The 26,862-nt window shown below is 62.8% G+C and carries 28 protein-coding genes and 1 other RNA gene; 4 read left to right on the top strand and 25 right to left on the bottom strand.

The features are described 5' to 3' along the window. Positions 1-118 precede the first annotated feature (118 nt). The 13 genes from tilS to ruvC form a co-directional block, all read right to left on the bottom strand. The gene (gene tilS / locus N0P34_RS03755; RefSeq protein ID WP_275605679.1) at positions 119-1,393 is read right to left on the bottom strand and encodes a tRNA lysidine(34) synthetase TilS; all 1,275 of its coding nucleotides are present in this window, start codon (positions 1,391-1,393) and stop codon (positions 119-121) included. Further along, positions 1,378-2,406, bottom strand: coding sequence for a tol-pal system protein YbgF (gene ybgF, locus N0P34_RS03750; protein ID WP_275605678.1), 1,029 nt, complete (start codon positions 2,404-2,406; stop codon positions 1,378-1,380). The genes tilS and ybgF overlap by 16 nt, the downstream gene beginning before the upstream one ends. A 165-nt stretch (positions 2,407-2,571) precedes the next feature. Beyond that, entirely contained in the window at positions 2,572-3,027 is a 456-nt protein-coding gene (gene pal, locus N0P34_RS03745) for a peptidoglycan-associated lipoprotein Pal (RefSeq protein WP_275606914.1), read from the bottom strand. Positions 3,028-3,339: 312 nt separating this feature from the next. After that, a complete protein-coding gene (gene tolB, locus N0P34_RS03740) occupies positions 3,340-4,650 on the bottom strand; it encodes a Tol-Pal system beta propeller repeat protein TolB (protein WP_275605677.1) in 1,311 nt (436 codons plus the stop codon). A 70-nt stretch (positions 4,651-4,720) separates the two neighbouring features. Then, positions 4,721-5,944, bottom strand: a complete 1,224-nt coding sequence (locus N0P34_RS03735; protein ID WP_275605676.1) for a hypothetical protein — start codon at positions 5,942-5,944, stop codon at positions 4,721-4,723. Positions 5,945-5,954: 10 nt separating this feature from the next. Continuing rightward, positions 5,955-6,395, bottom strand: a complete 441-nt coding sequence (gene tolR / locus N0P34_RS03730) for a protein TolR (RefSeq protein ID WP_275605675.1) — start codon at positions 6,393-6,395, stop codon at positions 5,955-5,957. A 1-nt stretch (position 6,396) separates the two neighbouring features. After that, the gene (gene tolQ / locus N0P34_RS03725; protein ID WP_275606913.1) at positions 6,397-7,098 is read right to left on the bottom strand and encodes a protein TolQ; all 702 of its coding nucleotides are present in this window, start codon (positions 7,096-7,098) and stop codon (positions 6,397-6,399) included. 190 nt (positions 7,099-7,288) lie between these two features. Further along, positions 7,289-7,693 (bottom strand): tol-pal system-associated acyl-CoA thioesterase, encoded by a 405-nt coding sequence (gene ybgC, locus N0P34_RS03720; protein ID WP_275605674.1) that lies wholly within the window; start codon positions 7,691-7,693, stop codon positions 7,289-7,291. Next, positions 7,690-8,190, bottom strand: a complete 501-nt coding sequence (locus N0P34_RS03715) for an NUDIX hydrolase (RefSeq protein ID WP_275605673.1) — start codon at positions 8,188-8,190, stop codon at positions 7,690-7,692. The genes ybgC and N0P34_RS03715 overlap by 4 nt, the downstream gene beginning before the upstream one ends. Then, positions 8,180-9,052, bottom strand: a complete 873-nt coding sequence (locus N0P34_RS03710; protein ID WP_275605672.1) for a metallophosphoesterase — start codon at positions 9,050-9,052, stop codon at positions 8,180-8,182. Before N0P34_RS03710 ends, N0P34_RS03715 begins: the two co-directional genes overlap by 11 nt. Positions 9,053-9,056: 4 nt before the next feature. Next, entirely contained in the window at positions 9,057-10,100 is a 1,044-nt protein-coding gene (ruvB, locus tag N0P34_RS03705; RefSeq protein ID WP_275605671.1) for a Holliday junction branch migration DNA helicase RuvB, read from the bottom strand. Positions 10,101-10,172: 72 nt separating this feature from the next. After that, positions 10,173-10,790, bottom strand: coding sequence for a Holliday junction branch migration protein RuvA (gene ruvA, locus N0P34_RS03700; RefSeq protein WP_275605670.1), 618 nt, complete (start codon positions 10,788-10,790; stop codon positions 10,173-10,175). Next, complete coding sequence (gene ruvC, locus N0P34_RS03695) at positions 10,787-11,293, bottom strand: crossover junction endodeoxyribonuclease RuvC (protein WP_275605669.1); 507 nt, start codon at positions 11,291-11,293, stop codon at positions 10,787-10,789. Before ruvC ends, ruvA begins: the two co-directional genes overlap by 4 nt. Positions 11,294-11,596: 303 nt before the next feature. Here ruvC and N0P34_RS03690 point away from each other — a divergent pair, with 303 nt between their 5' ends. Further along, complete coding sequence (locus N0P34_RS03690) at positions 11,597-12,421, top strand: GGDEF domain-containing protein (RefSeq protein ID WP_275605668.1); 825 nt, start codon at positions 11,597-11,599, stop codon at positions 12,419-12,421. A gap of 67 nt (positions 12,422-12,488) precedes the next feature. Here N0P34_RS03690 and N0P34_RS03685 read toward each other — a convergent pair whose 3' ends face one another. The 8 genes from N0P34_RS03685 to N0P34_RS03650 all read right to left on the bottom strand — a co-directional run bounded on the left by N0P34_RS03685 (position 12,489) and on the right by N0P34_RS03650 (position 17,325). Next, entirely contained in the window at positions 12,489-13,235 is a 747-nt protein-coding gene (locus N0P34_RS03685) for a YebC/PmpR family DNA-binding transcriptional regulator (RefSeq protein WP_275605667.1), read from the bottom strand. Positions 13,236-13,332: 97 nt separating this feature from the next. Next, positions 13,333-13,713 carry a hypothetical protein gene (locus tag N0P34_RS03680; RefSeq protein WP_275605666.1) on the bottom strand — a complete coding sequence of 127 codons (381 nt, stop codon included), beginning with the start codon at positions 13,711-13,713 and terminating at the stop codon, positions 13,333-13,335. 98 nt (positions 13,714-13,811) lie between these two features. Beyond that, entirely contained in the window at positions 13,812-14,627 is an 816-nt protein-coding gene (locus tag N0P34_RS03675; RefSeq protein WP_275605665.1) for a TIGR00282 family metallophosphoesterase, read from the bottom strand. Further along, entirely contained in the window at positions 14,624-15,211 is a 588-nt protein-coding gene (locus N0P34_RS03670; RefSeq protein ID WP_275605664.1) for a 5-formyltetrahydrofolate cyclo-ligase, read from the bottom strand. Before N0P34_RS03670 ends, N0P34_RS03675 begins: the two co-directional genes overlap by 4 nt. Before the next feature lie 36 nt (positions 15,212-15,247). Continuing rightward, positions 15,248-15,404: non-coding RNA, 6S RNA (gene ssrS / locus N0P34_RS03665), on the bottom strand. A 73-nt stretch (positions 15,405-15,477) separates the two neighbouring features. Next, positions 15,478-16,533: an acyltransferase gene (locus N0P34_RS03660; protein ID WP_275605663.1), complete on the bottom strand. Its 1,056-nt coding sequence runs from the start codon at positions 16,531-16,533 to the stop codon at positions 15,478-15,480. A gap of 126 nt (positions 16,534-16,659) precedes the next feature. Next, positions 16,660-17,034, bottom strand: a complete 375-nt coding sequence (locus N0P34_RS03655) for a cell division protein ZapA (protein WP_275605662.1) — start codon at positions 17,032-17,034, stop codon at positions 16,660-16,662. 3 nt (positions 17,035-17,037) lie between these two features. Continuing rightward, positions 17,038-17,325, bottom strand: a complete 288-nt coding sequence (locus tag N0P34_RS03650; RefSeq protein WP_275605661.1) for a DUF4164 family protein — start codon at positions 17,323-17,325, stop codon at positions 17,038-17,040. Positions 17,326-17,561: 236 nt separating this feature from the next. On the opposite strand from N0P34_RS03650, the gene tkt reads away from it, so the two are divergent. From tkt to N0P34_RS03635, 3 genes are all read left to right on the top strand, one after another. After that, positions 17,562-19,538 carry a transketolase gene (tkt, locus tag N0P34_RS03645; protein ID WP_275605660.1) on the top strand — a complete coding sequence of 659 codons (1,977 nt, stop codon included), beginning with the start codon at positions 17,562-17,564 and terminating at the stop codon, positions 19,536-19,538. A 48-nt stretch (positions 19,539-19,586) separates the two neighbouring features. Continuing rightward, entirely contained in the window at positions 19,587-20,594 is a 1,008-nt protein-coding gene (gene gap / locus N0P34_RS03640) for a type I glyceraldehyde-3-phosphate dehydrogenase (protein ID WP_275605659.1), read from the top strand. 135 nt (positions 20,595-20,729) lie between these two features. Next, a complete protein-coding gene (locus N0P34_RS03635) occupies positions 20,730-21,257 on the top strand; it encodes a putative glycolipid-binding domain-containing protein (RefSeq protein ID WP_275605658.1) in 528 nt (175 codons plus the stop codon). Positions 21,258-21,287: 30 nt separating this feature from the next. Here N0P34_RS03635 and N0P34_RS03630 read toward each other — a convergent pair whose 3' ends face one another. The 4 genes from N0P34_RS03630 to N0P34_RS03615 all read right to left on the bottom strand — a co-directional run bounded on the left by N0P34_RS03630 (position 21,288) and on the right by N0P34_RS03615 (position 26,846). Then, positions 21,288-21,857 carry an alpha/beta hydrolase gene (locus N0P34_RS03630; RefSeq protein WP_275605657.1) on the bottom strand — a complete coding sequence of 190 codons (570 nt, stop codon included), beginning with the start codon at positions 21,855-21,857 and terminating at the stop codon, positions 21,288-21,290. Positions 21,858-21,901: 44 nt separating this feature from the next. Continuing rightward, the gene (locus N0P34_RS03625; protein WP_275605656.1) at positions 21,902-22,237 is read right to left on the bottom strand and encodes a response regulator; all 336 of its coding nucleotides are present in this window, start codon (positions 22,235-22,237) and stop codon (positions 21,902-21,904) included. A 205-nt stretch (positions 22,238-22,442) separates the two neighbouring features. Then, positions 22,443-23,945 carry an FAD-binding oxidoreductase gene (locus N0P34_RS03620; RefSeq protein WP_275605655.1) on the bottom strand — a complete coding sequence of 501 codons (1,503 nt, stop codon included), beginning with the start codon at positions 23,943-23,945 and terminating at the stop codon, positions 22,443-22,445. Between the two features lie 168 nt (positions 23,946-24,113). After that, entirely contained in the window at positions 24,114-26,846 is a 2,733-nt protein-coding gene (locus tag N0P34_RS03615) for a flagellin (RefSeq protein WP_275605654.1), read from the bottom strand. Between the last annotated feature and the right edge of the window lie 16 nt (positions 26,847-26,862).

Raw genomic sequence — 26,862 nt, 5'->3', positions numbered from 1 at the left:
CGAATGTAAGTCCGTCATTGGGGCGTTACAAGGGCAAGACCTGAGGCCTCCGCGCCCTGCCGTCCAGTCATATTGTCGCGACGGGGTTAATACGGTGTCATTGTCAAAGGTTGCAGGATCAGTCCACAAGAAGTTCGACAGTGACGCGATCGTCGAATGACCACCCGCCAAGCGAGAGTACGGCACCACTGGCATCGCGGACAATGGGCGCGGTCCGAATCGCCTCTGCCGGTGTCGTCACCTTGAAACCGAGCACTTCTTCGAGGCGGTGACGGGGAAAGAAATCCGTCGCCGCTGCAACAAGTCCGGCTTCGCCGGATAGATTGGCGATGCGGAACCGCTCGTCCCACACAAGAGCCGAATGCGGCGACAGCGCCCGCTCCTCCGGCAGGACGCGGCCGGGTTCGCGCGCCACGATCAAGCCATCGCCCTTGACGCGAATAACCGCGCCCAGAAGCGTCGCGCCACGCGGCAGCGTATCAGTGGTCAATTGTTCGAAAAGCCGCTCCACCTGCCCCAGGGCCCGGGGGCGCTGGCGGCCGCCGACGATGGTGAGCACGCGGCTGAGGACGCGTCGCCCCACGGCCGGGCTCAACGCCGTCAAGGTTGCGAGCGGCAGGCTGGCCGCGCCAAAGCCGTCGAAGACGACAAGCTCTGCAAAGGCGGCGTCGGTGAGTTGGGTCAGGGCCAGGTCGGCCTCTGCCATCCGCGCCGCAAAACGGGCAATTGCCCCGCCATCGAGACCTTCCGCGGCGAGAGCGGGCAGCAATTGACGCCAGCGCACCCGCTCATAGCTGGTGTCATGGTTCGAGGGGTCCTGGGCCGGCACCATGCCGGCATCGGCCACCAGCTTGGCAAGCGTCTGCGGCTCGACATCGAGCAGAGGGCGAAAGACTTTGACCCCCTCGACCTGCGACAGCACCGTCATGCCCTTGAGGCCATCGAGCCCGCTGCCATGGGCGAGGCGCATCAAAATGGTTTCGGCCTGGTCGCCACGATGGTGCCCGGTGGCCAGCACGGTGACGCCGTCCGCAGCCATGGCCTCCCCGATAATCCGGTAACGAGCGAGGCGCGCCGCCTCGAGCACGCCGGTTTCAGGCGCGGGCCCCTCCCAGACCAGTCCCCGCGCGGTCAGTCCCAGGCGCTCCGCCTCAGCCAGAACCATGGCGACTTCCGAGGCGGCTTCGGGCCTCAGGCCGTGATCGAGACTATAGACGAAGAGGCGCGGCGGCTGGGCCTGCGCCACCGCCCAACGTTGGGCCAAAAGCATGAGGGCAAGGCTGTCGGGCCCGCCGGAAACGGCAAGGCCCAGTGCCTGCTCCCCCGCGACGGGCGCAAACAGGCGCGTCAGTGTATCCGCATCGGCGAGGTCGGGGGTTACGCTGGCGGACATGCGGCCTTGGCTCTCTCCTCGGCGAGGCGGCTGGTGAAAGCCGGCTGGGTAGCGGCAAACCTTCGGCTCACTTCGTCAAATGTCCGGCAGGCGGTTTCCCGCTCCCCGGCGCCGGCCAGGGCAATGCCGAGCTTGAGCAGCAGGTCCGGCGCCCGGGTATTTTCCGGCTGCTTCTCGAAGGCTTCCAGCAACACTTCGGCCGCCCGATCATAGGCGCCACGGGCCAGCAGCGCTTCGCCGAGAAAATTGGCCGCGTCCGTCACCCTCGGGCTATTGGGGTAGAGCTCGACGAACTGACTGAACTGATCTTCCGCAAAGGCATAGTCGCCCGAGCTCAGCGCCTCATATCCGGCGGTGAACTGGGCGTCCGCATCGGCATTGCCGCTCTGTGGCGCGCGCGGGTCATAGGAGAGATTGAGCGGTTGGCCGGTGACGAGATCGACGGCGCCCCCCCGACCTGTGCCGACTAGAGGATCGGCCGATGCGCCGAGATCGTCCTCCGGAGCGCCCTGACCCTGGTCGAATGTGGGGTCGAACTCCTGCTCGCCCGGCAGGGGCTGAACGCCCTGGGACGGCACGACGGTCGCTGGCGCTTCTTCTGTTTGCGCTGGGGTCTGCGGCAACGCCTCGGGCTGCGTCACGCTGCCCGGTTGGGTTGCCGCATCAGTTTTTCCCCCAGCACCGCCTTCCAGTGCCTGGAAGCGAAACTCGTTGTCTTCCTGCATCCGGTTGATGATTTCCTGCATCTGGGTGAGCTGGAAGGTCAGCCCCTCGATCTGCCCGTTGAGGGAGCGCAGCTGCTCCTCGAGCTGCTGGATGCGCACCATGAGCTGGGCGCTATCGGCCTGGGCCACGAGGACCCGGCCCGGCTGGGTATTGTTGAATGCCAAGCCCTGCAGCTCGGCCGGGGGAAAGGCGCTTTGCGCCATTACCGTGGCCGAGCCACCGCCCATGCCCAGGGCCATGGCGCAAATGCCTGCGCCCAGCTTTTTGCCGACTATTCCGAAATTCAAAGCGTATCCTCCAGTGGATGCTCGCCAAGATGGGTATCATTGGCCCGCCGATAAAGGCCAATTTTGGTCAAAACAAAGCGCCCGGCCCACTTTAGTGGTACCGGGCGCTCCTTGCCTCCAGTTCTAGGACTGGAATTGGGCGCCCCTTCTGGGGCGCCAAACTTGTTACTGGACCACAGTAACCGCGCGGCGGTTCTGGCTCCAGCAGGAAATGTCGTTACAGATCGCGACGGGGCGTTCCTTGCCGAAGGACTGGCTGGTGATGCGCTGGCCGTTCACGCCCTTGGAGACGAGATAGTTGACCACGACATTGGAGCGTCGGGCGCCCAGCGCGATGTTGTATTCGCGAGTGCCGCGTTCGTCGGCATGGCCTTCGATGAGGATACGATAGTTCTGGTACTGGTTGAGCCAGGCAGCCTGCTTGTCGAGCGTGGCCATGGCTTCGGTGGTCAGCGAGCTGGAATCGGTGGTGAAGAACACGCGGTCGCCCACGGTCACGATGAATTCCTGCTGGCTGCCGGGGGCACCGCCACCGGGGCCGAGATTGCCGGCGCCGGTCAGGCCGACATTATCATTTGCACTACGCGAACAGGCCGCGATGACGACGACGAAGAGAAGCATCGCGGCAGCGCGCAACGCGGTATTGATGGGTGCGGGAATGACCACGGAAGGCTCCTGGAAAGGCAATAATCTTAAGCAAGGCATTTACCGCGCTTAATCTTAAGACCGGGTTGTCAGGCATGGTTAATCTTTGCCTATTGGGGCGCGGATGTGGCGGGAATCCGGGCTTTTTTGTGGCGTTGCCAATGGGCAACAGGGCGTCTCGTCGATCACGTTAAGGTTAAGCCGCCCGATTGGCGCTTCGATATTTGCCCGAGCAAAGCAAAGCCCCCGGAGCGGTCCGGGGGCTTTGTTCAAATGCGTTGCGAGATCTTAGCCGCGCAGCCCCGACCAGGCCGGGTCGGATGCATAGCTTTCGGTGGGAATGGTCAGCGGATTGCGGCCCCAGATATCGACGCTCATCAGGCGCGGGCCGTCATTGCCACCCGGATCCTGGAAGAACATGATCACGCGGCCATTGGGTGCCCAGGTCGGGCCCTCGGCGTGGTAGCTCGAATAGAGCAGGCGCTCGCCCGAGCCGTCTGGCGCCATGGTGCCGATATGGAACTGGCCGCCGGACTGACGGGTAAAGGCGATGAGGTCGCCCTTGGGGGACCAGACCGGCGTCGAATAGCTGCCTTGGCCGAAGCTGACCCGCTGGGCGTTGCCGCCGCCGGCGCCCATCATGTAGATCTGGGGCGAGCCGCCGCGATCGCTTTCGAAGACGATGCGCGAGCCATCGGGCGAATAGGAGGGACCGGTGTCGATCGCCGCGCCCGAGGTCAGCTGCATGGGCTGGCCGCCGCCTGTGCCGACGGAATAGATATTGGTGGCCCCACCCTGCTCGACCGAAAAGGCAACGGTGCCGCCATCAGGCGAGAAGCGCGGCGCAAAAGTCATGGCGCCGACATTGGCGAGCCGCTGCTGACGGCCGCTCGAGAGCTGCAGCAGATAGACCTGCGGATTGCCCTCGGCAAAATTCATATAGGTGACCATATCGCCATTTGGCGAAAAGCGCGGGGTCAGCGCCATGGTCGAACCATCGGTCAGATACTGCGAATTGGCGCCATCCTGATCCATGATGGCAAGGCGCCGCGTACGGTTGGCCTTGGGTCCGCTTTCGGCGACGTAGATCACGCGCGTATCGAAATAGCCCGTGCCACCGGCCAATTGCTCGTAGATCGCGTCGGACACGATATGCGCGATGCGACGCGCCGAGTTGGGATCAGTATTGTAGCTCTTGCCCACGACCTGGGCCGCCTGTTGCGTATCCCAGACGCGCACCGACGAAGAGATCTGCCCGCCGCGCTCGACCGCGCCCATGACCAGCGCATCGACATTGGCGGTGCGCCAGATGTTGAAGTCCGGTGTGCCATTGACATCGCCCACCTGCACCGGCAGCGAGGCCGGATCGAGGGGGAGGAAGAGGCCGGAGCGGCGCAGATTGTTGCGCACGATCTCGGCAATCTCGCGCCCGAAATTGGGGTCGGATGACGCGAAATCAGGAATGGCGATCGGCAGGGGCTGGAAGTTGGCGCCTTCCACCACGATGCGCAGCTGGGCCATCGCCAGGGAAGAAGTGGCCATAAGGGCGCCGCCTGCAAGGCCAAGCTTGAGCGCATTGCGCCGGGTTAGCAGAGTCATCTTTGTTCATGTCTCCAATCGCGCCGTTTGAGGTCCAGCCATACTGGCCAGCAAACAGGCAAATTCAAGGTCAGGGCCTCAGTTCCAATTCGAGCTGGCGCCATTGGTCATAGGCATCGGCAGAAAGAGTGAACGGTCCTTCCTGGGTTGCGGCGACAACGGCGCGCTGTGCGGCCCGTGCAATCGCTGCCCCTTCAGGGGACGGATCCGCCGAAACGACTTCGGGAATACCATTGACTGTGCCGTCCCGATTAAGGCTGAGGCGCAGGACAACCGTCTTGCCGCTATTGATGTCGCTGGGCAGCAGGTTCCAGTATTTGCGAACCCGACCTGCGAGCCCGTCGATTTCCGAACGGCTGAGGCGCGCCGACGTTCCGGTGGTGTCGCCAAGGGTCGGCGAGCCGCCCTGTCCGGTCGTGCCGCCGGTGGTGGGCGCATTGTTGATGAGCGCGGCGATGTCGTCGGCATTGCTGCTATTGCTTTGCGTCGGACCCGGACGGGTCGGCGCCGGTGCCGGCGTTTGGGACTGGGACTGGTTCTGCTGCGCACGGGCGGCGGCCACGCGCTGGCGTTCTTCTTCCTCGCGCTTTTTGCGCTCGGCTTCCGCTGCAGCGAATTGCTCGCGCAGCCGTGCCAGATTGCTCGGCCGCTGGGCGGGCGTGGGCGCGGCAACCCGCGGCGTCTGGGGCTCTGCCGTGGGCTGGGGCTCGGGCGTGGGTTCTGGCGTCGGCTCCGGTGTCGGCTCTGGCACGGGAGCAGGTGCAGGTGTCGGCGCGGGCGTCGGCGCAGGCGTCGGTTCCGGCTCTGGGGTCGGCTCGGGTTCAGGCTCGGGAGTTGGTTCCGGAGTGGGCGGACGGGTCTGCGGCACCGGGGGCACCGGTGTCGGCGCGGGCGTCGGCTCCGGCTCCGGTGTGGGCTCGGGCTCCGGCTCGGGCGTCGGTTCCGGTTCCGGCTCCGGCTGGGGAGCGGGCTCTGGCGCGGGTGCGGTTTCGGTCACCGGCGCAGGCGTCGGCACATCGGCCGGAGACGGCGTCGGCTGGTCCTGCTCGGTATTGCCGGTTGGCTGCGCCAGTTCGGCCGGCTGGTCGCTTTCGACGACAGACGGCGTATTGGTCTCGACAACAGTGCTGTCGAGTTGGCCCATGCGAATATTGGTGTATTCCTCGATCGGCACGAGATCGACAGAGATCGATTCAACGCTGGCCTCGAGCGGGTCGGTCGAGCCCAGGCTGATCAGGCCAAGCGCGATCAGCACCACATGCGCTGTAACCGATACGACGACACCCGTCCGCATGCCCGGCGCCTTATTGTTCGCGCTCGGTGACGAGACCGATTTTGGAATAGCCTGCAGACGAGAGCAGGCCCATGATCCGCATCACCGTACCGTAATTGGCCGTAGTATCGCCCCGCAGGAAGATACGATCTTCCGGCGTCGCGAGGGCCGCGACGGTGGCGACGAGTTCGGCTTCGCCCACGGGTGTCTCGTCGACGTAGAGCGCCCCATCGGGGGTCACGGCCACGGTGATGGGCTGGGTCTGGCTGGGCATGTCAGCGGCAGCCGTGCGCGGCAGGTCGACCGGCACGCCCGCCGTCATCATTGGCGCCGCGACCATGAAGATAATCAGCAGAACGAGCATCACGTCCACCATGGGTGTGATGTTGATTTCGCTCATGACTGCCTTGCCGCGGCGACGCCGACGGCGTCCGCCGCCTCCGCCACCCGCCGATGAACCACCCATGCCCATGTCAGCGGTTCCGGGCTTCGAGCTGGCGGCTGAGGATGGTCGAGAATTCGTCGGCAAACCCTTCGAGACGACCGATCATCTTTCCGGCATCCGAAGACAGCTTGTTGTAGGCGATAACTGCGGGGATAGCGGCGACGAGGCCGATGGCCGTCGCGAACAGCGCCTCGGCGATGGGACCGGCCACCACGGCCAGATTGGTCGAGGACGACTGGGCGATGTTGGTGAAGGCGTTCATGATGCCCCACACGGTGCCGAACAGACCGATGAACGGACCAGCCGAACCGACCGTGGCAAGGAAACCCAGGCGCTTTTCGAGAAATTCGCTTTCGCGGGCGATGGCGACGTCGAGCACCTTGTCGAGGCGCTGTTGCATCCCGACAAAACTGGCCGCGTTCTGCTCGTGGCTGCGCTTCCATTCTTTCATGGCCGCGACAAACACCGATCCCATACCACCGGCAGGCTTGTCCGCCTGCTGCTGGTAAAGTTCTTCAAGCGACTGCCCCGACCAGAAAATGCGCTCGAAGCGGTTCATTTCCGCCTGGGAGCGTCTATAGGCGATGGATTTGTCGACAATGATCGCCCAGCACCAGATGGAGGCGGCCAACAGCCCCAGCATCACGGTCTTGACGACAATGTCCGCCGCCCAAAACAGTCCCCAGATGGAGAGGTCCGCATGGGGAGCGACTGTCCCCACGGCATCCATGGCTTCCATGAAGTGATCCTTTCAGCCCGGCCCAAGCGCCCGACCCCGATGCTGGTGCGATGGGGGCGGAATCTGTCAAAATTAAGAGAAATGCCGCCGAACCGGAACTTTGCTGCCCCGGACGATGGCCGTTGATCTCTTTGCCGCGATTATGGTCACCAAGTGGTTAAGAAACCCGATGCGCTGGCGATCACAATGCAGGATCGCCAGCCAGGCGGGCCCGCAGCGCCGCGGGCAGACGCGCCGGCCCGCCGCTGGTTTTGATGGCTGCAACGACCACCCGGGCCTTTGTCAGCACCTTTTCCTCACGCAGAATTGTCTGGTTGAGCGTGAGCCTCGCGCCGCTCAATTCGGCCACCTCGGTCGAAACGATCAATTCGTCATCGATATGGGCGGCGCCAAGAAAGTCCAGTTCCATGGCGCGGACAGCAAAAGCGATGCCGTCCCTAGCCAGCTCCGTATGGCTGATACCGATGTCGCGCAGGAATTCGGTGCGGCCGCGTTCGAAAAACTTGAGATAGGCCGCATGATAGACATTGCCCGAAAAGTCGGTGTCTTCGTAGTAGATCCGAACTGGGAAACGGTGAAGGCTCATGCCTGGCGCTCGTCATGGATGATGTGGGCATGGGTCGCCGGCAGGTTCCGAAAGAACCGGGGGAGCCAGCGCGGCAGGAGGTTCATCTCTTCGAGTGCCCCGCCCTCGATCGGCACCCAATAAAAATAGAGATCGTGCCCCTCGTCCTGCCGCACCAGCCAGGGGGAATTGCCATTGGGCCCCTGCCCCGGCAAACCGGCCTGATAGAAAAAGCCAAGCTCGTGAAAATCCTCGCCTTCCCGGCGATAAAAGCTCTCCGAAGTCGCCAGCATCCTGCCAACATCGGCCGGCAGACCAATTTCCTCGGCCAGTTCCCGCGCCAGGCTGAGCGCGCTTGGTTCGCCCATTTCGACCCGGCCACCGGGCAGCATTGTGTAGTCGTCATCGTCCTCGCGGCTGACGAGGACATGCCCATCGACGATGATGATAGCGGCGACCCTGTAGTTGAACCTTTGGCCCGATATGGGAAAACTCAGCACATGGCGGTCAGCTTGCATTCGGTTCTCCCAGTTCGATCATGACGATTTCCGGCGGCGCATCGAGCCGCAGCGGCAGGCCGGAATGCCCGAGCCCGCTGCCGACAATGAGGTGACGGCCCTTCTCGACGATGTGCCCATGCAGGAAACGCTGCCGATAGAGCGAAGGCACAACCGGGGCATAGCCGAAAAAACGGATCTGCCCGCGATGATGGTGTCCCGAAATGGTCAGTGCCACCCTGTCGCCAATTTCGGCAAAACTGTCGGGTTCGTGCGCCATCAGGAGCACGGGGGCGTCATCACTGATCTGGGCCAGCGTCTCCGGCAGATTTGCCAGTCTGCGGCCATCTTCATGCTCGGCAACGAGGTCGCCCAAGCCGGCCAACCAGAAATGCCTGCCCCGCCAATCGACCCGGACTGCACGATTGACGTAGACGCCAATGCCTTGGCTTTCCAGCGCTTTCTGGGCCGGCGGCGCGAAGGCGGCGAGGCGGCGCCGCTTCCCTTCCGGCGCATAGTCGTGATTGCCGAGGACAGCATGGACGCCGAGTGGTGCTCTGAGCCGGCCCAGCGCGGCCGCCCAGAGTTCGGGAGCGACGGGGCGGGAATAGCGCGGGCCGTCTTCGTAATCGCCGAGCAGCAGGATGATATCGGGCGCCAGGTCATTGGTCCGACTGACCAGCTGTTCCAGCGCCCGCAAGCCGAGCCAGGGTTCGCCGATATGGAAATCGCTGAGCATGGCAATGCGCAGGGGAAGGTCGGCGGGCCACGCCGGAATATCAGGCCGATAGCGGGCGATACGCACATGGGCAGGGTCGATCCACATCTGTGCATTGGCCAGGCGAAGCCCGGCCTTCAGCGCAGATTTCGCCAGCCTTCTCATGGGCTCAGCTTTGCTCAGTGCCATCATCGAACAGCGTGGCCTGCACGCCCACAAAGCCCTGGGGCACGGCGCGGTTGAGGTGCTGGAAGGCTATGCCGGTCAGCATGCGACCCCGCGAGGTGCGCTGGATGAAACCCTGCTGGAGGAGGTAGGGTTCGACGATTTCCTCAATGGCATCCCGGGGTTCGGACAGGGCAGCCGCAATGGTCTCGATGCCGACAGGTCCGCCGCCATAGAAATCCGCGATGGTGGTGAGATAGCGCCGGTCGAGCTGATCGAGGCCGCGGGCGTCGACATCCAGTCGCAGCAGAGCCTTGTCGGCCAGGAGACGGTTCACTTCCGCCGCCCCATCCACCAGGGCGAAATCGATGACCCGGCGCAGCAGTCGACCAGCGATACGCGGCGTGCCGCGCGACCGGCGCGCAATCTCGAGAGCACCATCAGGCGCCAGCGGCATGCCCATGAGGCGGGCGCCGCGCGTCACGATGCTGACCAACTCTTCGGGCGTATAGAAATTGAGCCGGACAGGGATGCCGAAGCGGTCGCGCAAGGGCGTGGTGAGCAGGCCCGCGCGGGTGGTCGCGCCGACCAGCGTGAATTTTGCCAGGTCGATGCGGACGGACCGCGCGGCCGGGCCCTCGCCGATGATGAGGTCGAGCTGGAAATCCTCCATGGCCGGATAGAGGACTTCCTCGATGGCCGGGTTGAGGCGGTGGATTTCGTCGATGAAGAGCACGTCGCGATCTTCGAGATTGGTGAGGAGCGCGGCGAGGTCACCTGCCTTGGCGATGACCGGACCGGACGTGGCGCGAAAGCCGACGCCCAGTTCCTTGGCGATGATCTGGGCCAGCGTGGTCTTGCCCAGGCCGGGCGGACCGACGAAGAGTACGTGGTCGAGCGCGGCACCGCGCTTCTTGGCCGCCTCGATGAACACTTCGAGATTGGCGCGCGCATCCGCCTGTCCCACGAAATCGGCAAAGCCGGACGGGCGCAGGGAAACGTCGAAATTATCGTCGCGGCCGGCGCTGGCGGAGGTCAAGGTGGTCAAGAGAGCAGTTCCATTCCGGGAATGTATTTTGACGCCGGGACGTCGAAGATTTTAGCGATAGGGCGGCCCACTCTACTGGCTCAGCTCGCGCAGGCCCAGCCGGATCAGCTTTTCGGTGGCCGTATCCTCGCCTTCCCTGGCGACGATCCGGGCGAGCACTGCCGACGCCTGCGCGCTGGAATAGCCCAGATTGGTGAGCGCGGAGACGGCATCGGCGACATTGGACCTGGCAATGCCCTCGCCTAGGGCCGCCTGCAGGCCAAGTGTTCCGGCGTCAATGGCGCCCACATCGGGGACCTTGCCCTTGAGTTCGGTGACGATGCGTACGGCCAGTTTAGGGCCAACGCCATTGGCGCGTCCGATCATGGCCTTGTCCTGCAACGCAATGGCACTGGAGAGTTCCGATGCGCTGAGCGTCGACAGAATGGCCAGGGCCACCTTGGACCCCACTCCCTGCACGCTGGTCAACAGCAGGAACCAGGCCTTTTCGGCCTGGCTCGCAAATCCGTAGAGCCGGATGAGATCTTCGCGCACGATGGTCTCGATGAAGACCACGGCCGCTTCGCCCACTTTGGGCAGGGTTTGCAGCGTGCGGCTGGAGCAATGCACCTCATAGCAGACGCCGCCACAATCGATCAGGACCCAGTCGTCGCCAAAGCTGTCGACCATCCCCTTGAGCTTGCCAATCAAATCAATGCCCTCGTTCTTTGCGCGGAGACCCGGTGATGGGCGTGGCAGATGGCGACAGCCAGCGCATCGGCAGCGTCGGCGCCCTTGAAACTCGCAGTGGGCAGGAGCGTGCGCACCATCAATTCCACCTGCTTCTTTTCGGCGTGGCCGGTGCCGACCACCGATTTCTTGACGAGGTTGGTGGCATATTCGGCCACTTCCAGCCCGTGCTGGGCCGGCGTCAGCAGCACCACGCCGCGCGCCTGCCCGAGAATGAGGGCCGAGCGCGGCCCGGCATTGACAAAGGTCTCTTCCACCGCCGCCTCGTCGGGGTGATGGAGGGATAGAACATCGGCGATGCCGGCGGCCAGCACCACAAGGCGCTCGGCGAGCGAGCCGTCGGTCGGTGGCGTCACCGTGCCGGCGGCCACGAAACTCAGCCGGTTGTCCAGCGCATCGACAATGCCCCAGCCACAGCGGCGCAGGCCCGGATCGATGCCGATGATTCGCACGGTTTTTCTCATGGCTTTCCTTCTAGCAGCTTCAATGAGACTACCAAGGCCAATGTGAACAAATTGGCAACACACCCATGAAGCCGGGGGGCGAGATAGATAAAATTGCTCTCCTGGAAGGAACGCCGTGTTGAGGAAGCGGGCCTACCGTTCGCCTCGGGAATTCAGGGGCATAGAATCATCATGACGTCACAGGACGCTTCGGGGGCATATCGTTGCCCCGATATCGCCATTGGACGCGGCTATCGGAAAGACACCGATTAGGGCGAGCAGACCAGCAGCGACGCAATACTCGCTTCGGGGAGCCGGTCAGCAATGACTGCCTCCGGCTATCCTGCAATTTCGACGAAAGTGTCCTCGATGTACCTGTCCCCTCAGATGGTAAACTCCCTGCAAGGCTGGTCCAGCGTCGCGCGCTGGACGGTGTTCGGCACCCTGGCCTGCGTGGTCATTTCGATCGTCTTCAATGCGCTGATGTTTCATGACCTGGAGCCAGAGGCGATGCGTCGCGCCTTGATCAGTTCCACCGTCTTGCCCATCGGGCTGGCCGTGCCCCTGTTTCTCTATCTGGGAATAAGGCTGCGTGGGCTGGCCATCACCAATAGGCGACTGGGATTGGTCGCCCGCACCGACAGCCTGACGGCCTGCCTCAATCGCGGTGCCTTTACGGCCAAGGTTGAGATGCAGTTGAGCGAAGGCCGCAGCGCCGGCGCCCTGCTCATGGTCGACGCCGACAATTTCAAGGTCATCAACGATCTCTTTGGCCATGACAATGGCGATGAAGCGCTGATGGTCATTGCCCGGGCGATCCGCGGCGTCCTGCGCGCCGGCGACCTCGTGGGGCGCATGGGCGGCGAGGAATTCGCCGTGTTCCTGCCGGGCGTCGACAAGAAGGCCGCCGAGGCCGTGGCAGAACGCATCCGGCGCTCGGTCAATTTGTCTAGCTTCTGCCCCGACGGCCGCCATCACCGCCTTGCCGTGAGCATAGGGGGTGCGGTGTTCGAGCACACAACGAGTTTTGCCGAGCTGTTCCGCATCGCCGACCAGCGTCTCTATGGCGCCAAGCGAGCCGGGCGCAACTGCGCCAATATCCAGTACACCACCGGGATGCCCACCATCGACATGCGTAAGCGGGCATAGGCCGGGCAAAAAAGCCCCCGCACGAGGCGGGGGCCGTTGGGTCAATTCGCTTCGGCCCCAGGGGACCTCAGGACGCCAGTTTCGCCGCGTCTTCGTCGCTCAGCTCGAAATTGGCGTAGACGTTCTGGACGTCATCATCTTCCTCGAGCGTGTTGATGAGCTTCATCAGTGTCGCGCCCTTGTCGGCGTCGATCGGGGTAGAGGTCTGGGGCCTCCAGATCGCCTTCACCGACTCGGCTTCGCCCAGCACCTTTTCAAGCGCGCCGGCCACTTCGGCCATGCTCTCGAAGCTGGTGTAGACATAGTGCCCTTCATCATCGCTCTCGACGTCGTCGGCACCGGCCTCGATGGCCGCTTCCATGACCTTGTCTTCAGAGCCGATCTCGGCCGGGTAGGTAATCTCGCCGACGCGGTCGAACATGAAGCCCACCGAACCGGTTTCGCCCAGGGCCCCGCCATTCTTGGAGAAATAGGAGCGCACATTCGAAGCGGTGCGGTTGCGGTTGTCGGTCAGCGCCTCGACGATGACGGCCACACCACCCGGGCCATAGCCCTCATAGCGGATTTCGTCATAGTTCTCGGCATCGCCGCCGGACGCCTTTTTCACAGCGCGCTCGATATTGTCCTTGGGCATGGACTGGGCGCGCGCATTGGTGATGGCAAGGCGCAGGCGCGGATTGAACGCGGGATCGGGCTGGCCCATCTTCGCGGCCACGGTGATTTCGCGGGCGAGCTTGGAAAAGATCTTGGACCGGATCGCGTCCGACTTGCCCTTGCGGTGCATGATATTCTTGGCGTGTGAATGGCCGGCCATCGGTCACCCCGAACTCTATGACTGTGGGAATAGGTGGGGCCTTATATGCAAACACGCGCCAATTGTGAAGCACCCAGGCCACGACGCGGCAGAAAAGCTAGGGCGCAAAGGGGCGTACGCCGATGCCCCCGCCATCCGCGGTCAGCTTTTCGGCCAGAATCTCGGCCTCTTCCTGGCTAAAGCCACCCGAGATCATCAACAGTTCGGACTGGATGGGCGACTGGATGAAGGGCGAGGTCAGGACTTCGCCATCGACCATGACGTCGACCCGGCTGCCAATGTGCTGGTGGGAAAAATCGGTAAAGCCCTCCCGCCCGCGCTGGGACAGCCAGATGAGGAGCAGGGTATCGCCGGTAGCGGAATCGATGCTGACCGTCGCGCGCTCTACCGGAAGAAGGAGGATGTCTTGCTGCGCAACGACCGGCTGGACCATCAGCAGAGCCAGCGCCACTACCCCCGTACGACTGATCTTACCCATTATCTCCATTATCCGCCCCCCGGCCCGAGGCGGGACCATATCGAACCTGCAAATGTGCGCAAACGATGTCGAGCCAAAAATGCACCCGGCCATCGGCCTTAGAAATTCGGCTCGGCCTGGGCCAGCGTGCCGCCGATGCGGACCGGCATGACCTTTGTGGCAAGGCCAGTGCGCGGATCGGTCTCGACAGCCACCCCGCAAAGGGTCGCCTCGCCATCGGCCGGCGTAAACCGCCCATTGGGAATGCCGGTGAGGAAGCGATTGAGAGGCTCGTCGGCCTCGACCCCGATAATGCTGTCGAAATCGCCGCACATGCCGGCATCGGCCATCAGCGCCGTGCCGTTCCGAAGAATGCGGTGGTCCGAGGTGGGGATATGGGTGTGCGTTCCCACCACCAGCGTCGCCTTGCCATCGAGGAAGAAGCCCATGGCCTGGATTTCCGACGTGGCCTCGGTGTGAAAATCGACAATGATGGCGTCGGCGACCTCGCCGAGGGGACATGCGGCGATGGCCGCTTCCACGGCACGGAAGGGATCGTCGATGGGCGGCATGAACACGCGGCCCAGGGCGTTGATGACCAGAACGCGATGACCATTGCGCCCTTCGACCATCATGGCGCCCCGCCCCGGCGTGCCATTGACCATGTTGATCGGGCGGATGAGGGTACCCTCCCGCTGGATAAAGCTCAGCGTTTCGCGCTGGTCGAAGGCATGGTCGCCCAGGGTGACGATATCGGCACCGGCATCACGTAGCAGGCGATAGTGGGATTCGATCAGGCCCTTGCCATGGCTGGCGTTTTCGCCATTGACCACGACGAAGTCGAAGCCGTGGCGGGCGATCAGCCCCGGGAGGCGCTCGCTGACCGCATCGCGGCCGGCCCGGCCCACCACATCGCCCAAAAACAATAGTCTCATTCCGTCGCGCCGAAGAACCGGACGCCCTCTTCTGTTATGACCGCATCGAGCGGCACGTCATGCGCCTCGCGCGGTATTTCGTCAAATTCCTGGGCCGAGAAAGCCAGTCCCACGAGAAGCGGCTTTTTCTCGAGCGCAGCGATGGTGCGGTCGTAATAGCCGCCGCCATAGCCAAGCCGCGTGCCCTTGCCGTCAAAACCGAGGAGGGGGACGAGAATAAGGTCCGGGACGGCGCGCGGCGCCAGATCGGACGGCGCAAGCGTTCCGAAACCGGCTTCGTAAAGCGGGGCATCCGCTTCCCAGAGGCGCAGATCGAGCGGCGCGTCCTCGCCTGCAACGACCGGCAGGACGACCTTCTGGCCGTTATCCATCAGGCGAATGAGGATAGGCTTGCAGTCGGTTTCGTCCCGAATGCGCCAATAGCCGGCGATGACATCGTCGGGCCCATAGGCAATATGCTGGAAGAACAGCCCGGCGATCAAGGCGGCATGTTCAGTGCGGGCATCGGGCGGAATGGCGGCTCGCCGCGCATGCGCATCTCTGCGCAATGCGGCTTTTGCCGCGTCCATCGCCTCTTCCGCCATGCCGGTTTCCAGCCCTCGACTTTGCTCACCAGAAAAATAGGGGCCACCCTGGCCGTGGGACGTGCGATCCCGGGAACCTACTCACGTAGGTGGGCGCCGTATGTCCGAGCCCACGGGCCCGGTCAGGGACAGCTCCCTCAAGATCGATTAAGGCCCCAGGAATATGAAGTCCTCACGCGCCGGGCAGCGACACAGATATAGGCGCTTCGGTGCGCCGCTGCAAACGGCGCATTGCGTTTTTCGCAGAGAGTTTACGCCTTGCCCAATCATCCGGCGGGCGCCCGCGCCCCCTCCGCCGAGTTCAGTATACGGCGCAAGAACTTGCGCACGGGTTGGTCATACAGGCGATCCACCAGCGGGCATAGAATGAGCAGGACAACCAGCGACACGATGGCGAGGCTTAAGGGACTGATACCAAGCACACGACCGGCGGCGAAAATCCCTCCTTGGATCGGCCCGTGAAGCATGTAGAGGCTGAAGGAGATCGCGCCAAGATAATGCGCCACCCGCAACTGTGCCCCCTGCGGTTCGGAAGACGCCCCGAGCATTACAATGAGTGGAGACGCGACGAAGACGAAGGCCATGTCGTAGATCATGCGCACTTCATCAGGCACAGGCCAGGCGAGAAAAAGCACAAGCAACATCACGGGCAGGACCGGCCCCACCGAGAGGCGAATATTGGACCTGCACAGCACGACGCCAAACAGGAAGCCGAAACTGGCCCGCGCCACACCGCCCCAGAAAGTGGAGACTGAAGCGCCGAGATCGTTGGACCCAAAATTTGCGATGAGCGCCGCCAGCCATATACCACTCACAAGAAGCGTCAACGCGAGCCCCCTTCTGACAAAAAGCGGGAAAAGTAGTGCGAACGCGGCGCTGAGATAAAGCTCCAGCGCCAGTGTCCAAAGGGGAACATTGGCTGGAAACAGGTAATTGTCGCCACCGACTGGCAACGGCAAAAGAAATACCGAGGCAAATATAGCAGACGTTTCGATAGAGATGGGAAGGCCGGAAGCAGAGTCCACAATCTCCGACGCCAGCGCCTTTAAAAGACAAATTATGGCGGCGAGCACGACTAAGGGCCAAAAGCGAATGATGCGCGCCCGGGCCAGTATTTTCCAACCACCACGGCCTGACAGTCTATCATCATAGCTGTGCGCGATGACAAATCCGCTAAGAACAAAAAACATGTCCACAGCCAGATACCCATTTGGCACAACAACTCCAATGGCGTGAGATATATGAAACAGAACTACCAATATCGCCGCGACACCACGAAGGGCATCCAGTGTTTCATACTTTCGTCGAACTGAAGAACCCATCACCCCCCCAAGACATCTCAAAGATATCTACGGGAATTGACGATATGGGCACACCTCTACGCCTGTAAAGTCAATCAGACGCCACAGAACCCGGGAGAGATAATACTGGTTAATTAGAGAGCTGCCTCAGCTTGGCAGCGGGGCCGTCGAGTCAAGCGTAGAGGCGACCGCTTCGAGGACGCGGCTGGCGTCGTCGAGCTTGGCGGAGAATTTCTGCTCGGTCCGTTCGAGTTCGTCGGCGATCTCGTGGCCCGCCCGGGTCAGCTCGGCCACTTCCGCTTCAAGCCGGGCGATGCGCTTTTCGGCCTCGGCCAGCTCATCGACCACGGCTATTCCGGCCATGACTGTGAGGCGGGTATCGCCGATTTCACCGACGGCGCCCTTGAGCTCTTCGACCTGGGTATTGAAGCGTTCGGCCAGCGCAATCAGGCGCTTCTGCTGGCCTTCCTCGCAGGCCATGCGATAGCGGCGGCCATTGATCTCGACATTTACCTCGGGCATCGCCTACTCCGCCTTGGCCAGAACTTCACGAACGGTTTCCATGGCCACGACGAGCCGGCGCGATACTTCATGGGCACCATCGTCGAGGCGCTTGGCGCGCGCCGAAGTCTTGTCGAGTTCGGTGGCGAGGCGCGCCCGCTCATGCACGAGACGCTGTGTATCGACCTCGATGCGGTTGAGACGCTGCATCCGACCTGTCAAATCGCGCAGGCTCTTTTCCATGCGCTCCATCGCCCTATCAAACCGGGCAGTGGCTGCGACGAGACTGTTTTCCGCATCCATCTCACTCATGGCGGCAACCATCCTTCACACGCATTGATACGACCCTGCCCCAGCCGCCCCGCCTTTGCAACAGGCTGGGCGCCAAAGACCCCGGAATTGGGGCGAAACCACACGGCAAAGCCGGGTGCCGACATTGACACAAGGGCCGAACCTGTTATGCCTCAACCGCGCCTTTGGGAGGAGGTCTGGCGGCCCCTTCCTTACGATTTCTCCAGCCTTCTTTAACGAAAGAAAGCGGCTTGCCGATGACAAACACAGCCCAGCAGAACGATTTGGCCAATGCAATCCGGTCGCTGTCCATGGATGCGGTCGAAAAGGCCAATTCCGGCCATCCGGGCCTGCCGATGGGTTGTGCGGATATCGCCACGGTGCTCTTCACCAAGATCATGAAGTTCGATCCCACCAATCCCCATTGGGCCGATCGCGATCGCTTCATTCTCTCGGCCGGCCACGGCTCGATGCTGCTCTATTCCTCGCTCTACCTGCTGGGCTATGAGGACATGACCATCGACCAGGTCAAGAACTTCCGCCAGATCGGCAGCAAGACTGCCGGACACCCCGAATTCGGCCACGCCACGGGCATCGAAACCACCACCGGCCCGCTCGGCCAGGGCCTGGGCAATTCGGTCGGCTTTGCTGTAGCCGAAGCCAAGCTCGCCGCCGAATTCGGCTCCGACATTGTCGACCACCACACCTATGTCCTCGCTGGTGACGGGTGCCTTATGGAAGGCATTTCCCAGGAGGCCATCGCGCTGGCGGGCCACCTCAAGCTCAACAAGCTTGTCGTGATCTGGGACAATAACGACATCACCATCGACGGCAAGGTTTCCAATTCGGACTCGACCGATCAGATCGCCCGTTTTAAGGCCGTCGGCTGGAACACGATCGAGATCGACGGCCACGACCAGGACGCCATTGAAAAGGCGCTGATCCAGGCCAAGGCCTCGACCGACAAGCCGACCCTGATCGCCGCCAAGACCACAATCGGCTTTGGTGCCCCCAAGAAGGCCGGCACCGAGAAGGTCCACGGCTCCCCGCTCGGCGCCGAGGAACTGGCCGGTGCCAAGGCCGCACTCGGCATCACCTATCCCGCCTTTGAAATCCCCGCTGCCACGCTCGACGCCTGGCGCGCTGCCGGCACCCGCAGCCAGAATGTGCGCGGCGAATGGGAAGCCCGCCTCGACAAGTCGGACAAGAAGGATGAGTTCACCCGCCGCATGTCCGGCGCCCTGCCCGCCGATTTCTCGGCGGCCATGGCTGCCTACAAGGACAAGCTGGTCGCCGACAAGCCGAAGGTCGCGACCCGCAAGTCCAGCCAGATGGCGCTCGAGATCATCAACAAGGTGGTCCCCGAGACCCTGGGCGGCTCGGCCGACCTCACCGGCTCGAACCTGACCAACACACCCGAAACCCTGCCCTTCCAGGCCAATAGCCGCGACGGCCGCTACATGATGTACGGCATTCGCGAGCATGAAATGGCCGCGGCCATGAACGGCGTTGCGCTCCATGGCGGCCTCATTCCCTATGGCGGCACTTTCATGGTCTTCACCGACTATGCCCGCCCGGCCATTCGCCTTTCGGCGCTGATGGAACAGCGCGTCATCTATGTGATGACCCATGACAGCATCGGCCTGGGCGAAGACGGCCCCACCCACCAGCCCGTCGAGCATCTGAGCGCGATGCGCGCCATCCCCAACCTGCTCGTCTTCCGCCCCGCAGACGCGGTCGAAACGGCCGAGTGCTGGGAGCTGGCGCTTGCCAGCACCAAGGCGCCCTCGATCCTTGCCCTCTCCCGCCAGAACCTGCCGGCCGTGCGCACCGAGGCCTCGACCGAGAACAAATCGGCAAAGGGTGCCTATTCGCTCGTCGGTCCGGCCGATGCCCAGGCCGTGATCTTCGCCACCGGTTCGGAAGTCGCAATCGCCGTCGAAGCGCAAAAGCAGCTCAACGAGCAGGGTATTTCGGCCCGCGTCGTCTCGGTGCCCTCCATGGAGCTCTTTGCCAAGCAGTCCGACGCCTACAAGGCCGAAGTTCTGGGCACGGCCCGGGCGCGCGTCGCCGTCGAGGCTGGCATCGAGATGAGCTGGAACAAGTTGCTCGGCGACAAGGGCCGCTTTGTCGGCATGACCTCCTTCGGCGCTTCCGGTCCGATCGACGCGCTCTATGACCACTTTGGCATTACGCCTAAGGCCGTTGTTGAAGCCGTCACCGCACAGTTGTAAGAGAGCCCCGCCTCCCTTTTCCCAATCCTCCCTCAAGGAGCGTCAAATATGGCAGTTCGCGTCGCCATCAATGGCTTTGGCCGCATCGGCCGCAATGTCCTGCGCGCCATCATCGAATCCGGCCGCACCGATATCGAGGTCGTTGCCATCAACGATCTCGGCCCGGTTGAAACCAATGCGCACCTGCTGCGCTTCGACAGCGTCCATGGCCGCTTTCCGCACCAGGTGACCGTCTCCGGCGACACCATCGATGTCGGCCGGGGCCCGATCAAGGTGACCGCAGAGCGCGATCCGGCAAACCTGCCGCACGCCGCCATGAACGTCGACATCGCGCTCGAATGCACCGGCATCTTCACCTCCAAGGAAAAGGCCTCGGCACATCTCAAGGCCGGCGCCAAGAAGGTGATCATCTCGGCTCCGGGCGAAGGCGCGGACAAGACCATCGTCTACGGCATCAACCACCAGAGCCTGACCAAGGACGACGTGGTGATCTCGAACGCCTCGTGCACCACCAATTGCCTGGCGCCCGTCGCCTATGTGCTGCACAAGGAATTCGGCATCGAAAAGGGAATGATGACCACCATCCATTCCTATACGGGCGACCAGCCGACGCTCGACACCATGCACAAGGATCTCTATCGCGGCCGCGCGGCTGCGCTTTCGCAGATCCCGACCTCGACCGGCGCTGCCAAGGCCATCGGCCTCGTCCTGCCCGAGCTCAAGGGCAAGCTGGATGGCGTTTCGGTGCGCGTGCCGACCCCGAACGTTTCCTGCGTCGACCTCAAGTTCATCGCCAGCCGCGATGTGACCGCCGAGGAAATCAACGCGGCGATCAAGAAGTATGCCGATGGCGAGCTCAAGGGCATCCTTGGCTACACCGAAGTGCCGAACGTCTCGATCGACTTCAACCACGACCCGCATTCCTCCACCATGGCTCTGGATCAGACCAAGGTTCTGGGCGGCAATTTCGTGTCGATCCTGTCCTGGTACGACAATGAATGGGGTTTCTCGAACCGTATGAGCGACACCGCCGTGGCGCTCGCCAAGACGCTCTGATCCCCAGCGTTCAAAATGAACAGAAAGGCGTCCTTCGGGGCGCCTTTTTTGTTTCCGGCACTCTGTTGGCGAGAAAAGAACCGCGCTAAACAGAACATCCGCTTCGGCGGAGCGCTGGGGAGAGGGACCTTCCACATGCTCAATCGATCCATACGCTGGCAGGGCCTTGATCCCGCCAGCATCGAGCATTGCCACGTCATCGCCAATGGCCGCGACACCCGAATTCGATCGGCCATTATCGGGCCCGATTTCGGGTTGTTCTACCGGCTCAAGCTCGACGAACGCGGCCATGTGCGCACGGTCAAGATCGAGCGGGCCGACGGCAGGAGCCTCGAGCTTTTCGCCGATGGTGCCGGCGGCTGGTCGGACGACCGGGCTGAGCCCCTCGACGGGCTGCGCGGCTGCATCGATGTCGATATCTGGCCCACGCCCCTCACCAATTCGCTGCCCATCTGGCGCACGCAGTGGACCGACCAGCCCACGCGCTTTGCCATGGCTTGGATCGACGCCACCACAATGGAATTCAAGCGCACCGAGCAGATCTATACAAAGCTCGACGACAGCCATTTCCGCTTTCAGTCTGCCGATTTCGAGGCGCTGCTGGCGGTGGATGAAACCGGCTTGGTGGTCGATTACCCGGGCCTGTTCACGGTCGCGACCTGACCGCGACGCCTGCCCGCGGCTCCGCTGCCGTCATGACCGCCCGGCCGCCTCAATCCAGGCGATATCGCGGGCAATTTCGGAGAAATCCTCGTTGAGCTGGTGGTCGCGGCCCGCCAGTGGATGTTGGACAGCCTGCGGCAGCATTGCGCCATAAAGCGCCATATGCGCGAACGGAACGAAGGGGTCGTCTTCGCCATGATAGAGGTGGACGGGCAGGCCTGCAGGGAAATGGCTGCTTGCGTCATGAGGCAGCGCACACTCATCCCAGCGCCAGAACGCATCGTCATGCCAGAACGGCGCTGAAGCGAGGAAGAGCCCGCGGCATGTGCCGGCAATCGGATTGTCACTGGAGAAGATCCTGGCCAGCACGGATGCGCCGATCGAATGCCCGACAAGGAATGCGGGGGCACCTATCTCCGCCATTTCGGCCTCAATCGTTTGCCTCCAGGCCACAAAGTCCGGCTCGGCCTCATTGGGCATGAGCGGATACCGGACCCGGTAATTGCCGCCCAGATGTTCCGACAGGCTGTCGGCGAGCGCCCTGTCCTCCTCATGCGCCCCTGCGCTTCCCGCGCCCTGGATAAACAGAACCTGCTGCATGGCTTCACTCCTCAGGGGCATTGCGCTGCGGTCGGCAAATCCGTTCACCGGCCCAGCAAATCCCCTAACGCCTTCAAGAGATCGTGGTCACTGGGAGGCTTGCCGATGTTCTTGATTCCATCGAAAGCGTCCAGTTGAGACAGTTGATCGCTCAATTGCGCACTCGAGACGACGAACGGTATGCCTCGCCGCTTCAATTGCGCTGCGACCGGCGTGCTGAATTCCCCGCGCAGATCGATATCCAGAATGCAGGCGTCAGGCGCTTCTCCCTCCAGGAAGACCAGGGCCCGTGACACGCTGGGCATGGGGCCGAGCGCTTCGTAGCCGGCGGCCTCGATCGTTTTTTGCAGATCCATGGCGACGAGATATTCGTCTTCCACGATCAGTATCCGCGTTGGCATGGCGGCTCCCGGAGCGGGAGCCCAAGCTCATTGGCAGGAGTTCCCCTTTGGCTTGGCGGGCCGGCCATCGGTCCGCCCGCCTGTGCCAGACCTAGGCAAAGTGCCGGCCTGCGCCCCCGGTTCCACTTCCCAACGCAGGTTTATGCGCCCCGCTTCATGCTGGTGGGGCCCGATATTTCCCGCTCTAAAGCGATTGCCCGTGCCGGAACAGATTGGTGGGGTCAAATTGGGCCTTGATCTCTGTGAGACGGGGGAGATTGGCGCCGTAATAGCGGGCGCGCCAGTCGACCAGCGAGGCATCCGGGAAATTCTGGAAGGCGCCCTGCCCGCCGCGCGCCGACATGAAACCATAAAAATCATCCTGCCAGTCCCGGGCCGCGCGCAAGCGCTCGGGCAGGGCCAGATCATCCTCGCTCCAACTGATGCCCACCACCGAGAGGAACCGGCTGTCGCGGTGAACGAAGGCGGTGTCCGCTGGCGCCAGTTCGTTGATGCGCCCGCCGGTCTGGAAGAAGAAATAATTGGCTTCCGCACCAGTGCCCGGCCAGGACTGGAGTTTTTCGAAGGCTTCGCCGAGATGATCGGCATTGGGCGGGCTGGAGATAAAGGCCGAACGCTCGCGGAAGTAGGCCGGCTCGCCGGGTTCGGAGAGAAAATTCTGCCCCGACCAATAGGGCTTTTCCTGCACATCGATAAACTCGGGAGCGGCGATGGCGTTTACCGGCGCGAGGATTTCGAGCAGATCCTCCTTGCTGCCGGCATATTGGCCAAGCAGCGTCACCGGCACCTGACGGCCACGCGCGCCCAAGTCTGGCGTTACCCCACCCAGCGCAATGCGGGTGCCCAGTTCCACCGGTGCCGCATCAACCGCCGCAAACAGCGCGTGCGCGACCTCCAGTGTTTTTGACCGCCACACCATCCGGAACACGGTCAGCGTTTCATCCATCGGCACAGTGTTGAGCGTAAAGGAAGTGCTGACCCCGAAATTGCCGCCTGCCCCGCCGCGGATGGCCCAGAAGAGATCGGCGTTCTCCGTCGCAGAGAGCCTGTGCAACTGCCCGTCGGCGGTGACGATTTCGGCTCTGGTCAGCGCATCGGCCGCCATGCCCAGCCGGCGCATGTTAAAGCCGATACCGCCGCCGAGGAGATAGCCTGCCGCGCCCACGCTGGGGCAGCGGCCATGGGTGATCATCCGCCCGGCCTTGCTGAGCGCCGAATAGAGCTGTCCATTGAGCACGCCGGCTTCCACCCGCACCTGCCCGGTTTCAGCGTCATGGGAAATGGCCCGCATTTCGCGCATGTCGATGACGAGGTCGTGGCTGGATGAATAGCCCGAATAGGAATGGCCGCCGCCGCGAATGGCAAACGGCATGTCGTGGTCTCGGGCCCAGTTGAGCACATCGGCCACCATTTGCGGCGTGCTGCAATAGGCAACCCCCTGGGGTCGCATGTCGCGGAAATGCAGATTGTTGGGCAGCGCCGCCTTGCCGTAGCCGGTGTCGCCAGGGCGCAGCAGGCGATCGCCGGTCAACCGCCGCAGCACTTCCCAACGATCCGGCCCGGCATTGGCCAAGACGCCTTCGGAAACGGTCTCCTCCGCCCAGACCGGCCCCAGCGCCGCCATCCCCGCTGCGGCAGTTCCGACGGCCAGGAAATGTCGGCGCGATAAATGTTTGGGCGAAGTCATGGATTGGTCCGTTTCGTGCTGTTCCAGTCCGATGCTTGCCACGGGAGACGTTAAGGCAGGGTGAGTGGGGCAAACCCCGGACAAACGAAAAGGGGGCCGAAGCCCCCTTGCCGTCCCTTGCGGGAAAGATTGCGAAGGCGGCGAACCGCCTTCGGGATGTCGTCGCGATTAACGCAGGAGCTGCAGAACAGCCTGGTCCTGCTGGCTGGCCATCGACAGTGCCGAAGACGACAGCTGCTGACGGGTCTGGAGAGCCAGGAGGTTGGCGGCTTCTTCGTTGGTGTCGGCCAAGGTCAGGTTCGCCGCGCCGGTTTCCAGCGTGTTGATCATGTTCTTGGTGAACGACTGGCGGTTCTCGACAGAAGACAGGTTCGAACCGAAGGACGAAGCCTGCGAACGCAGTTCGGTCAGAGCCGAAGACAGCGTGGCGAGGAAAGCGTCGATCTTCTCGTCGGTGTCGAGGTCTTCGGCCACCAGCGTGTCGATGTTCAGGTTCGAGGCGTTGATGCCGCGGACGTTGCCGTCCTTGTCCTTTGCCTGGATGTCGATCGACGACGTGCCGGACTCGTTGAAGGTGATCTTCAGCTTGTCGCCACGCAGCAGGTTGATGCCGTTGAACGAGGCGTCGTCGGAGAGCTTGTCGAGCTGGTCACGCAGTTCGTTGAACTGCTTGGACAGGTTCGCACGCACTGAGTTGCCGTCGACCTTGAGCGCGCTCACTGCACCGCCGGTGTCGATACCGATATCAAGGGCCTGGGTCGAGAGGTTCTCGATCCGCAGCTTGCCGTTGTCGTTCGACGCACGGACCTGGCCGCCCATCTCGCGATTGATCAGTTCGACGAACTTGTCGACCGTCTTGGTGGAGTTGAGTTCGCTCTTTTCGGCCTGGCCGGTGTGAACACCGTTGGTGCCGAACAGTGCAGTCGCATCCGTACCGGAAACAGCCAGGGTCTTGGCTTCGGCAGTCTTGGCAACGAAGGCAAGCTTGCCAGCGTCGTCGAACTGAGCCGCAACGCCCAGGATGCCCTGGTTGGCAAGCTGGTTGTTGACGTCTGTCAGGGTAGCATCCTGCCAGTTCTTGACTTCCAGAGCATTGGCCGAGGAGCCAATACCACCCTTGACGGCGCCGATCGAGATGTTTGCAGTCTTGCCGTCATAGGAAACGGTGAACTGATCCTTCTCGGCAGCGACCTCGTTGGTCCAGGCGCGGTTTGCACCATCAACCGAAGTGTAGCCGTCGACTGCCGCAGTGTCAGCGGTACCGACCGAAGACGTGACTGCACCGATACCAGCCGGCTCAGCCGGGATACCGTCGGTCGAGGAGGCAGAGCCCGGCAGACCAAAGCCCGGAGCACCCGTGATCGACAGCGTGAAGTTGTCGCCGGTGGCGCTGGTGATGTTGAAGCCGTTTGCAGTACCGGTAACGGTCCAGTTGCCGCCGCCCAGGGCGTTGAGCAGATCGTCAACGGTTTCACCGGCAGCCAGCGTGTGCGACGCGTTCGTGGCGTTGCCATCGCTGATGGTGAAGGTCGCGCCAACGTTGGTGGTGCCGATATCGGTCGCCCCAGCGCTCAGGTCGACGGTGCTGCCAGTGGTGGTCAGCGTGGCCGGAACCATCGTGACGGCAGCCTTGTCAGACGTCACGGTCGCAGCAGCTGCGCCATTGGTCTTCGAGGTCAGCGTCACGGCAAGCGTCGTTGCATCGACCGCAACCGTGTAGAGCGCGTCGAGGCCATCATCGGCTTCAAGTGCGGACTTGATCGCCGCAGCGTTCATGCCCGAGGTCAGCTCGATAGCAGCATCGGCGCCGGCGATCGTCAGTTCCTGGTCATCGCGCAAGGAACCGGCAGCACCATTGGCCAGCGTGAAGGACGTGGTTGTGGCCGTACCGGTCGAGCCGGTACCAGTCTGCGGAACGCCCGAGATGGTCGGAGCGGCAGCACCGAAGTCCTTGCTGATGAGGCTGATCACGCCGGTATCAGCGTCGGCTTCAACTTCATAATTGCCAGCAGCAGCGCCGGCCTCAAGATTGCCAACGAATTCTTCGAACGAAGAACCGGTCGAGATCGGCTGCGAGCCAACCGACACCGACGAGGTGATGGCGCTGTAGTTGAAGGTCGTCTTGCCCTTGGTCGCCGAGTCAGCAGTCTGGAAGACCACTTCTGCAGCTCCTGCGGAGGTGTCGACGGTCTCGATGATGATCTTGCCAGCGTTGTCGCCAGTACCCGCGGTTGCGGTGTACTTGCCGGTCATGCCGGGGGTCAGATCGAGCTGCGACTGGATGGAGGCAGCAAGGCCTTCATCGGTCACGTCTGCACCGGCAGTGATGGTCACGCCAGCAACGGTGAAGGTCTCACCGGTTGCGATCGCGCCATTGGTGCGGATCTCGGTGCGTGCGCCCGCGCCGGTTGCGCTGGCATCCGACGAGACAGGGCCGAGATAGGCAGTGTTGCCGGCCGTGGTGACCTGCGACTTGATGCCCGGCTTGACGGCGTCCGCCAGCTTGATCTCGGTCGACACGTCGCCGAACTGACCACCACCGAGCTTGAGCACGGTGTTGTCGCTGACTTCGAACGACTGGGTCTGGAACGACTTGTCCTGGCGAGCCTGACGCAGGGTCGACTGCATGGATTCGAGGTTCTTGGTCAGCGCGGTGATGCCGTTATTGGCAGCCTCGATGACCTTGATGCCCGACGCCATGGAATCGAGCAGATTGCTCATGTCGGCGGCGCGGCTGTTGAGGGCCGAAGCGGTGAAGAAGTTGGACGGGTTGTCCAGCGCAGAGTTCACCTTGTTGCCGGTGGCAAGACGGTTCTGCGTCTTGTTCATCATTTCGGCGGTGTTCTGGAGGCTCAGAAGGTTCGCGCGAACGGCCTTCGAGAGAGAGATATCGGAACCCATGTGTGGTGCTTTCCTT

The organism is Devosia sp. FJ2-5-3, assembly GCF_029201545.1.
Taxonomy (GTDB): domain Bacteria; phylum Pseudomonadota; class Alphaproteobacteria; order Rhizobiales; family Devosiaceae; genus Devosia.
The sequence above is the reverse complement of the archived record's forward strand: the minus strand, read 5'-3'. Positions and strand labels throughout refer to the sequence as shown.

What these genes read in the sequence shown, in the direction of transcription:
- tilS (WP_275605679.1), bottom strand. Translation starts at nt 1,393, where the DNA reads ATGTCCGCCAGCGTAACCCCCGACCTCGCCGATGCGGATACACTGACG.
- pal (WP_275606914.1), bottom strand. Translation starts at nt 3,027, where the DNA reads ATGCTTCTCTTCGTCGTCGTCATCGCGGCCTGTTCGCGTAGTGCAAAT.
- tolB (WP_275605677.1), bottom strand. Translation starts at nt 4,650, where the DNA reads ATGACTCTGCTAACCCGGCGCAATGCGCTCAAGCTTGGCCTTGCAGGC.
- N0P34_RS03735 (WP_275605676.1), bottom strand. Translation starts at nt 5,944, where the DNA reads ATGCGGACGGGTGTCGTCGTATCGGTTACAGCGCATGTGGTGCTGATC.
- tolR (WP_275605675.1), bottom strand. Translation starts at nt 6,395, where the DNA reads ATGGGCATGGGTGGTTCATCGGCGGGTGGCGGAGGCGGCGGACGCCGT.
- tolQ (WP_275606913.1), bottom strand. Translation starts at nt 7,098, where the DNA reads ATGGATGCCGTGGGGACAGTCGCTCCCCATGCGGACCTCTCCATCTGG.
- ybgC (WP_275605674.1), bottom strand. Translation starts at nt 7,693, where the DNA reads ATGAGCCTTCACCGTTTCCCAGTTCGGATCTACTACGAAGACACCGAC.
- N0P34_RS03715 (WP_275605673.1), bottom strand. Translation starts at nt 8,190, where the DNA reads ATGCAAGCTGACCGCCATGTGCTGAGTTTTCCCATATCGGGCCAAAGG.
- N0P34_RS03710 (WP_275605672.1), bottom strand. Translation starts at nt 9,052, where the DNA reads ATGAGAAGGCTGGCGAAATCTGCGCTGAAGGCCGGGCTTCGCCTGGCC.
- ruvC (WP_275605669.1), bottom strand. Translation starts at nt 11,293, where the DNA reads ATGAGAAAAACCGTGCGAATCATCGGCATCGATCCGGGCCTGCGCCGC.
- N0P34_RS03690 (WP_275605668.1), top strand. Translation starts at nt 11,597, where the DNA reads ATGACTGCCTCCGGCTATCCTGCAATTTCGACGAAAGTGTCCTCGATG.
- N0P34_RS03685 (WP_275605667.1), bottom strand. Translation starts at nt 13,235, where the DNA reads ATGGCCGGCCATTCACACGCCAAGAATATCATGCACCGCAAGGGCAAG.
- N0P34_RS03680 (WP_275605666.1), bottom strand. Translation starts at nt 13,713, where the DNA reads ATGGGTAAGATCAGTCGTACGGGGGTAGTGGCGCTGGCTCTGCTGATG.
- N0P34_RS03675 (WP_275605665.1), bottom strand. Translation starts at nt 14,627, where the DNA reads ATGAGACTATTGTTTTTGGGCGATGTGGTGGGCCGGGCCGGCCGCGAT.
- N0P34_RS03670 (WP_275605664.1), bottom strand. Translation starts at nt 15,211, where the DNA reads ATGGCGGAAGAGGCGATGGACGCGGCAAAAGCCGCATTGCGCAGAGAT.
- N0P34_RS03660 (WP_275605663.1), bottom strand. Translation starts at nt 16,533, where the DNA reads ATGGGTTCTTCAGTTCGACGAAAGTATGAAACACTGGATGCCCTTCGT.
- N0P34_RS03655 (WP_275605662.1), bottom strand. Translation starts at nt 17,034, where the DNA reads ATGCCCGAGGTAAATGTCGAGATCAATGGCCGCCGCTATCGCATGGCC.
- N0P34_RS03650 (WP_275605661.1), bottom strand. Translation starts at nt 17,325, where the DNA reads ATGAGTGAGATGGATGCGGAAAACAGTCTCGTCGCAGCCACTGCCCGG.
- tkt (WP_275605660.1), top strand. Translation starts at nt 17,562, where the DNA reads ATGACAAACACAGCCCAGCAGAACGATTTGGCCAATGCAATCCGGTCG.
- gap (WP_275605659.1), top strand. Translation starts at nt 19,587, where the DNA reads ATGGCAGTTCGCGTCGCCATCAATGGCTTTGGCCGCATCGGCCGCAAT.
- N0P34_RS03635 (WP_275605658.1), top strand. Translation starts at nt 20,730, where the DNA reads ATGCTCAATCGATCCATACGCTGGCAGGGCCTTGATCCCGCCAGCATC.
- N0P34_RS03630 (WP_275605657.1), bottom strand. Translation starts at nt 21,857, where the DNA reads ATGCAGCAGGTTCTGTTTATCCAGGGCGCGGGAAGCGCAGGGGCGCAT.
- N0P34_RS03620 (WP_275605655.1), bottom strand. Translation starts at nt 23,945, where the DNA reads ATGACTTCGCCCAAACATTTATCGCGCCGACATTTCCTGGCCGTCGGA.
- N0P34_RS03615 (WP_275605654.1), bottom strand. Translation starts at nt 26,846, where the DNA reads ATGGGTTCCGATATCTCTCTCTCGAAGGCCGTTCGCGCGAACCTTCTG.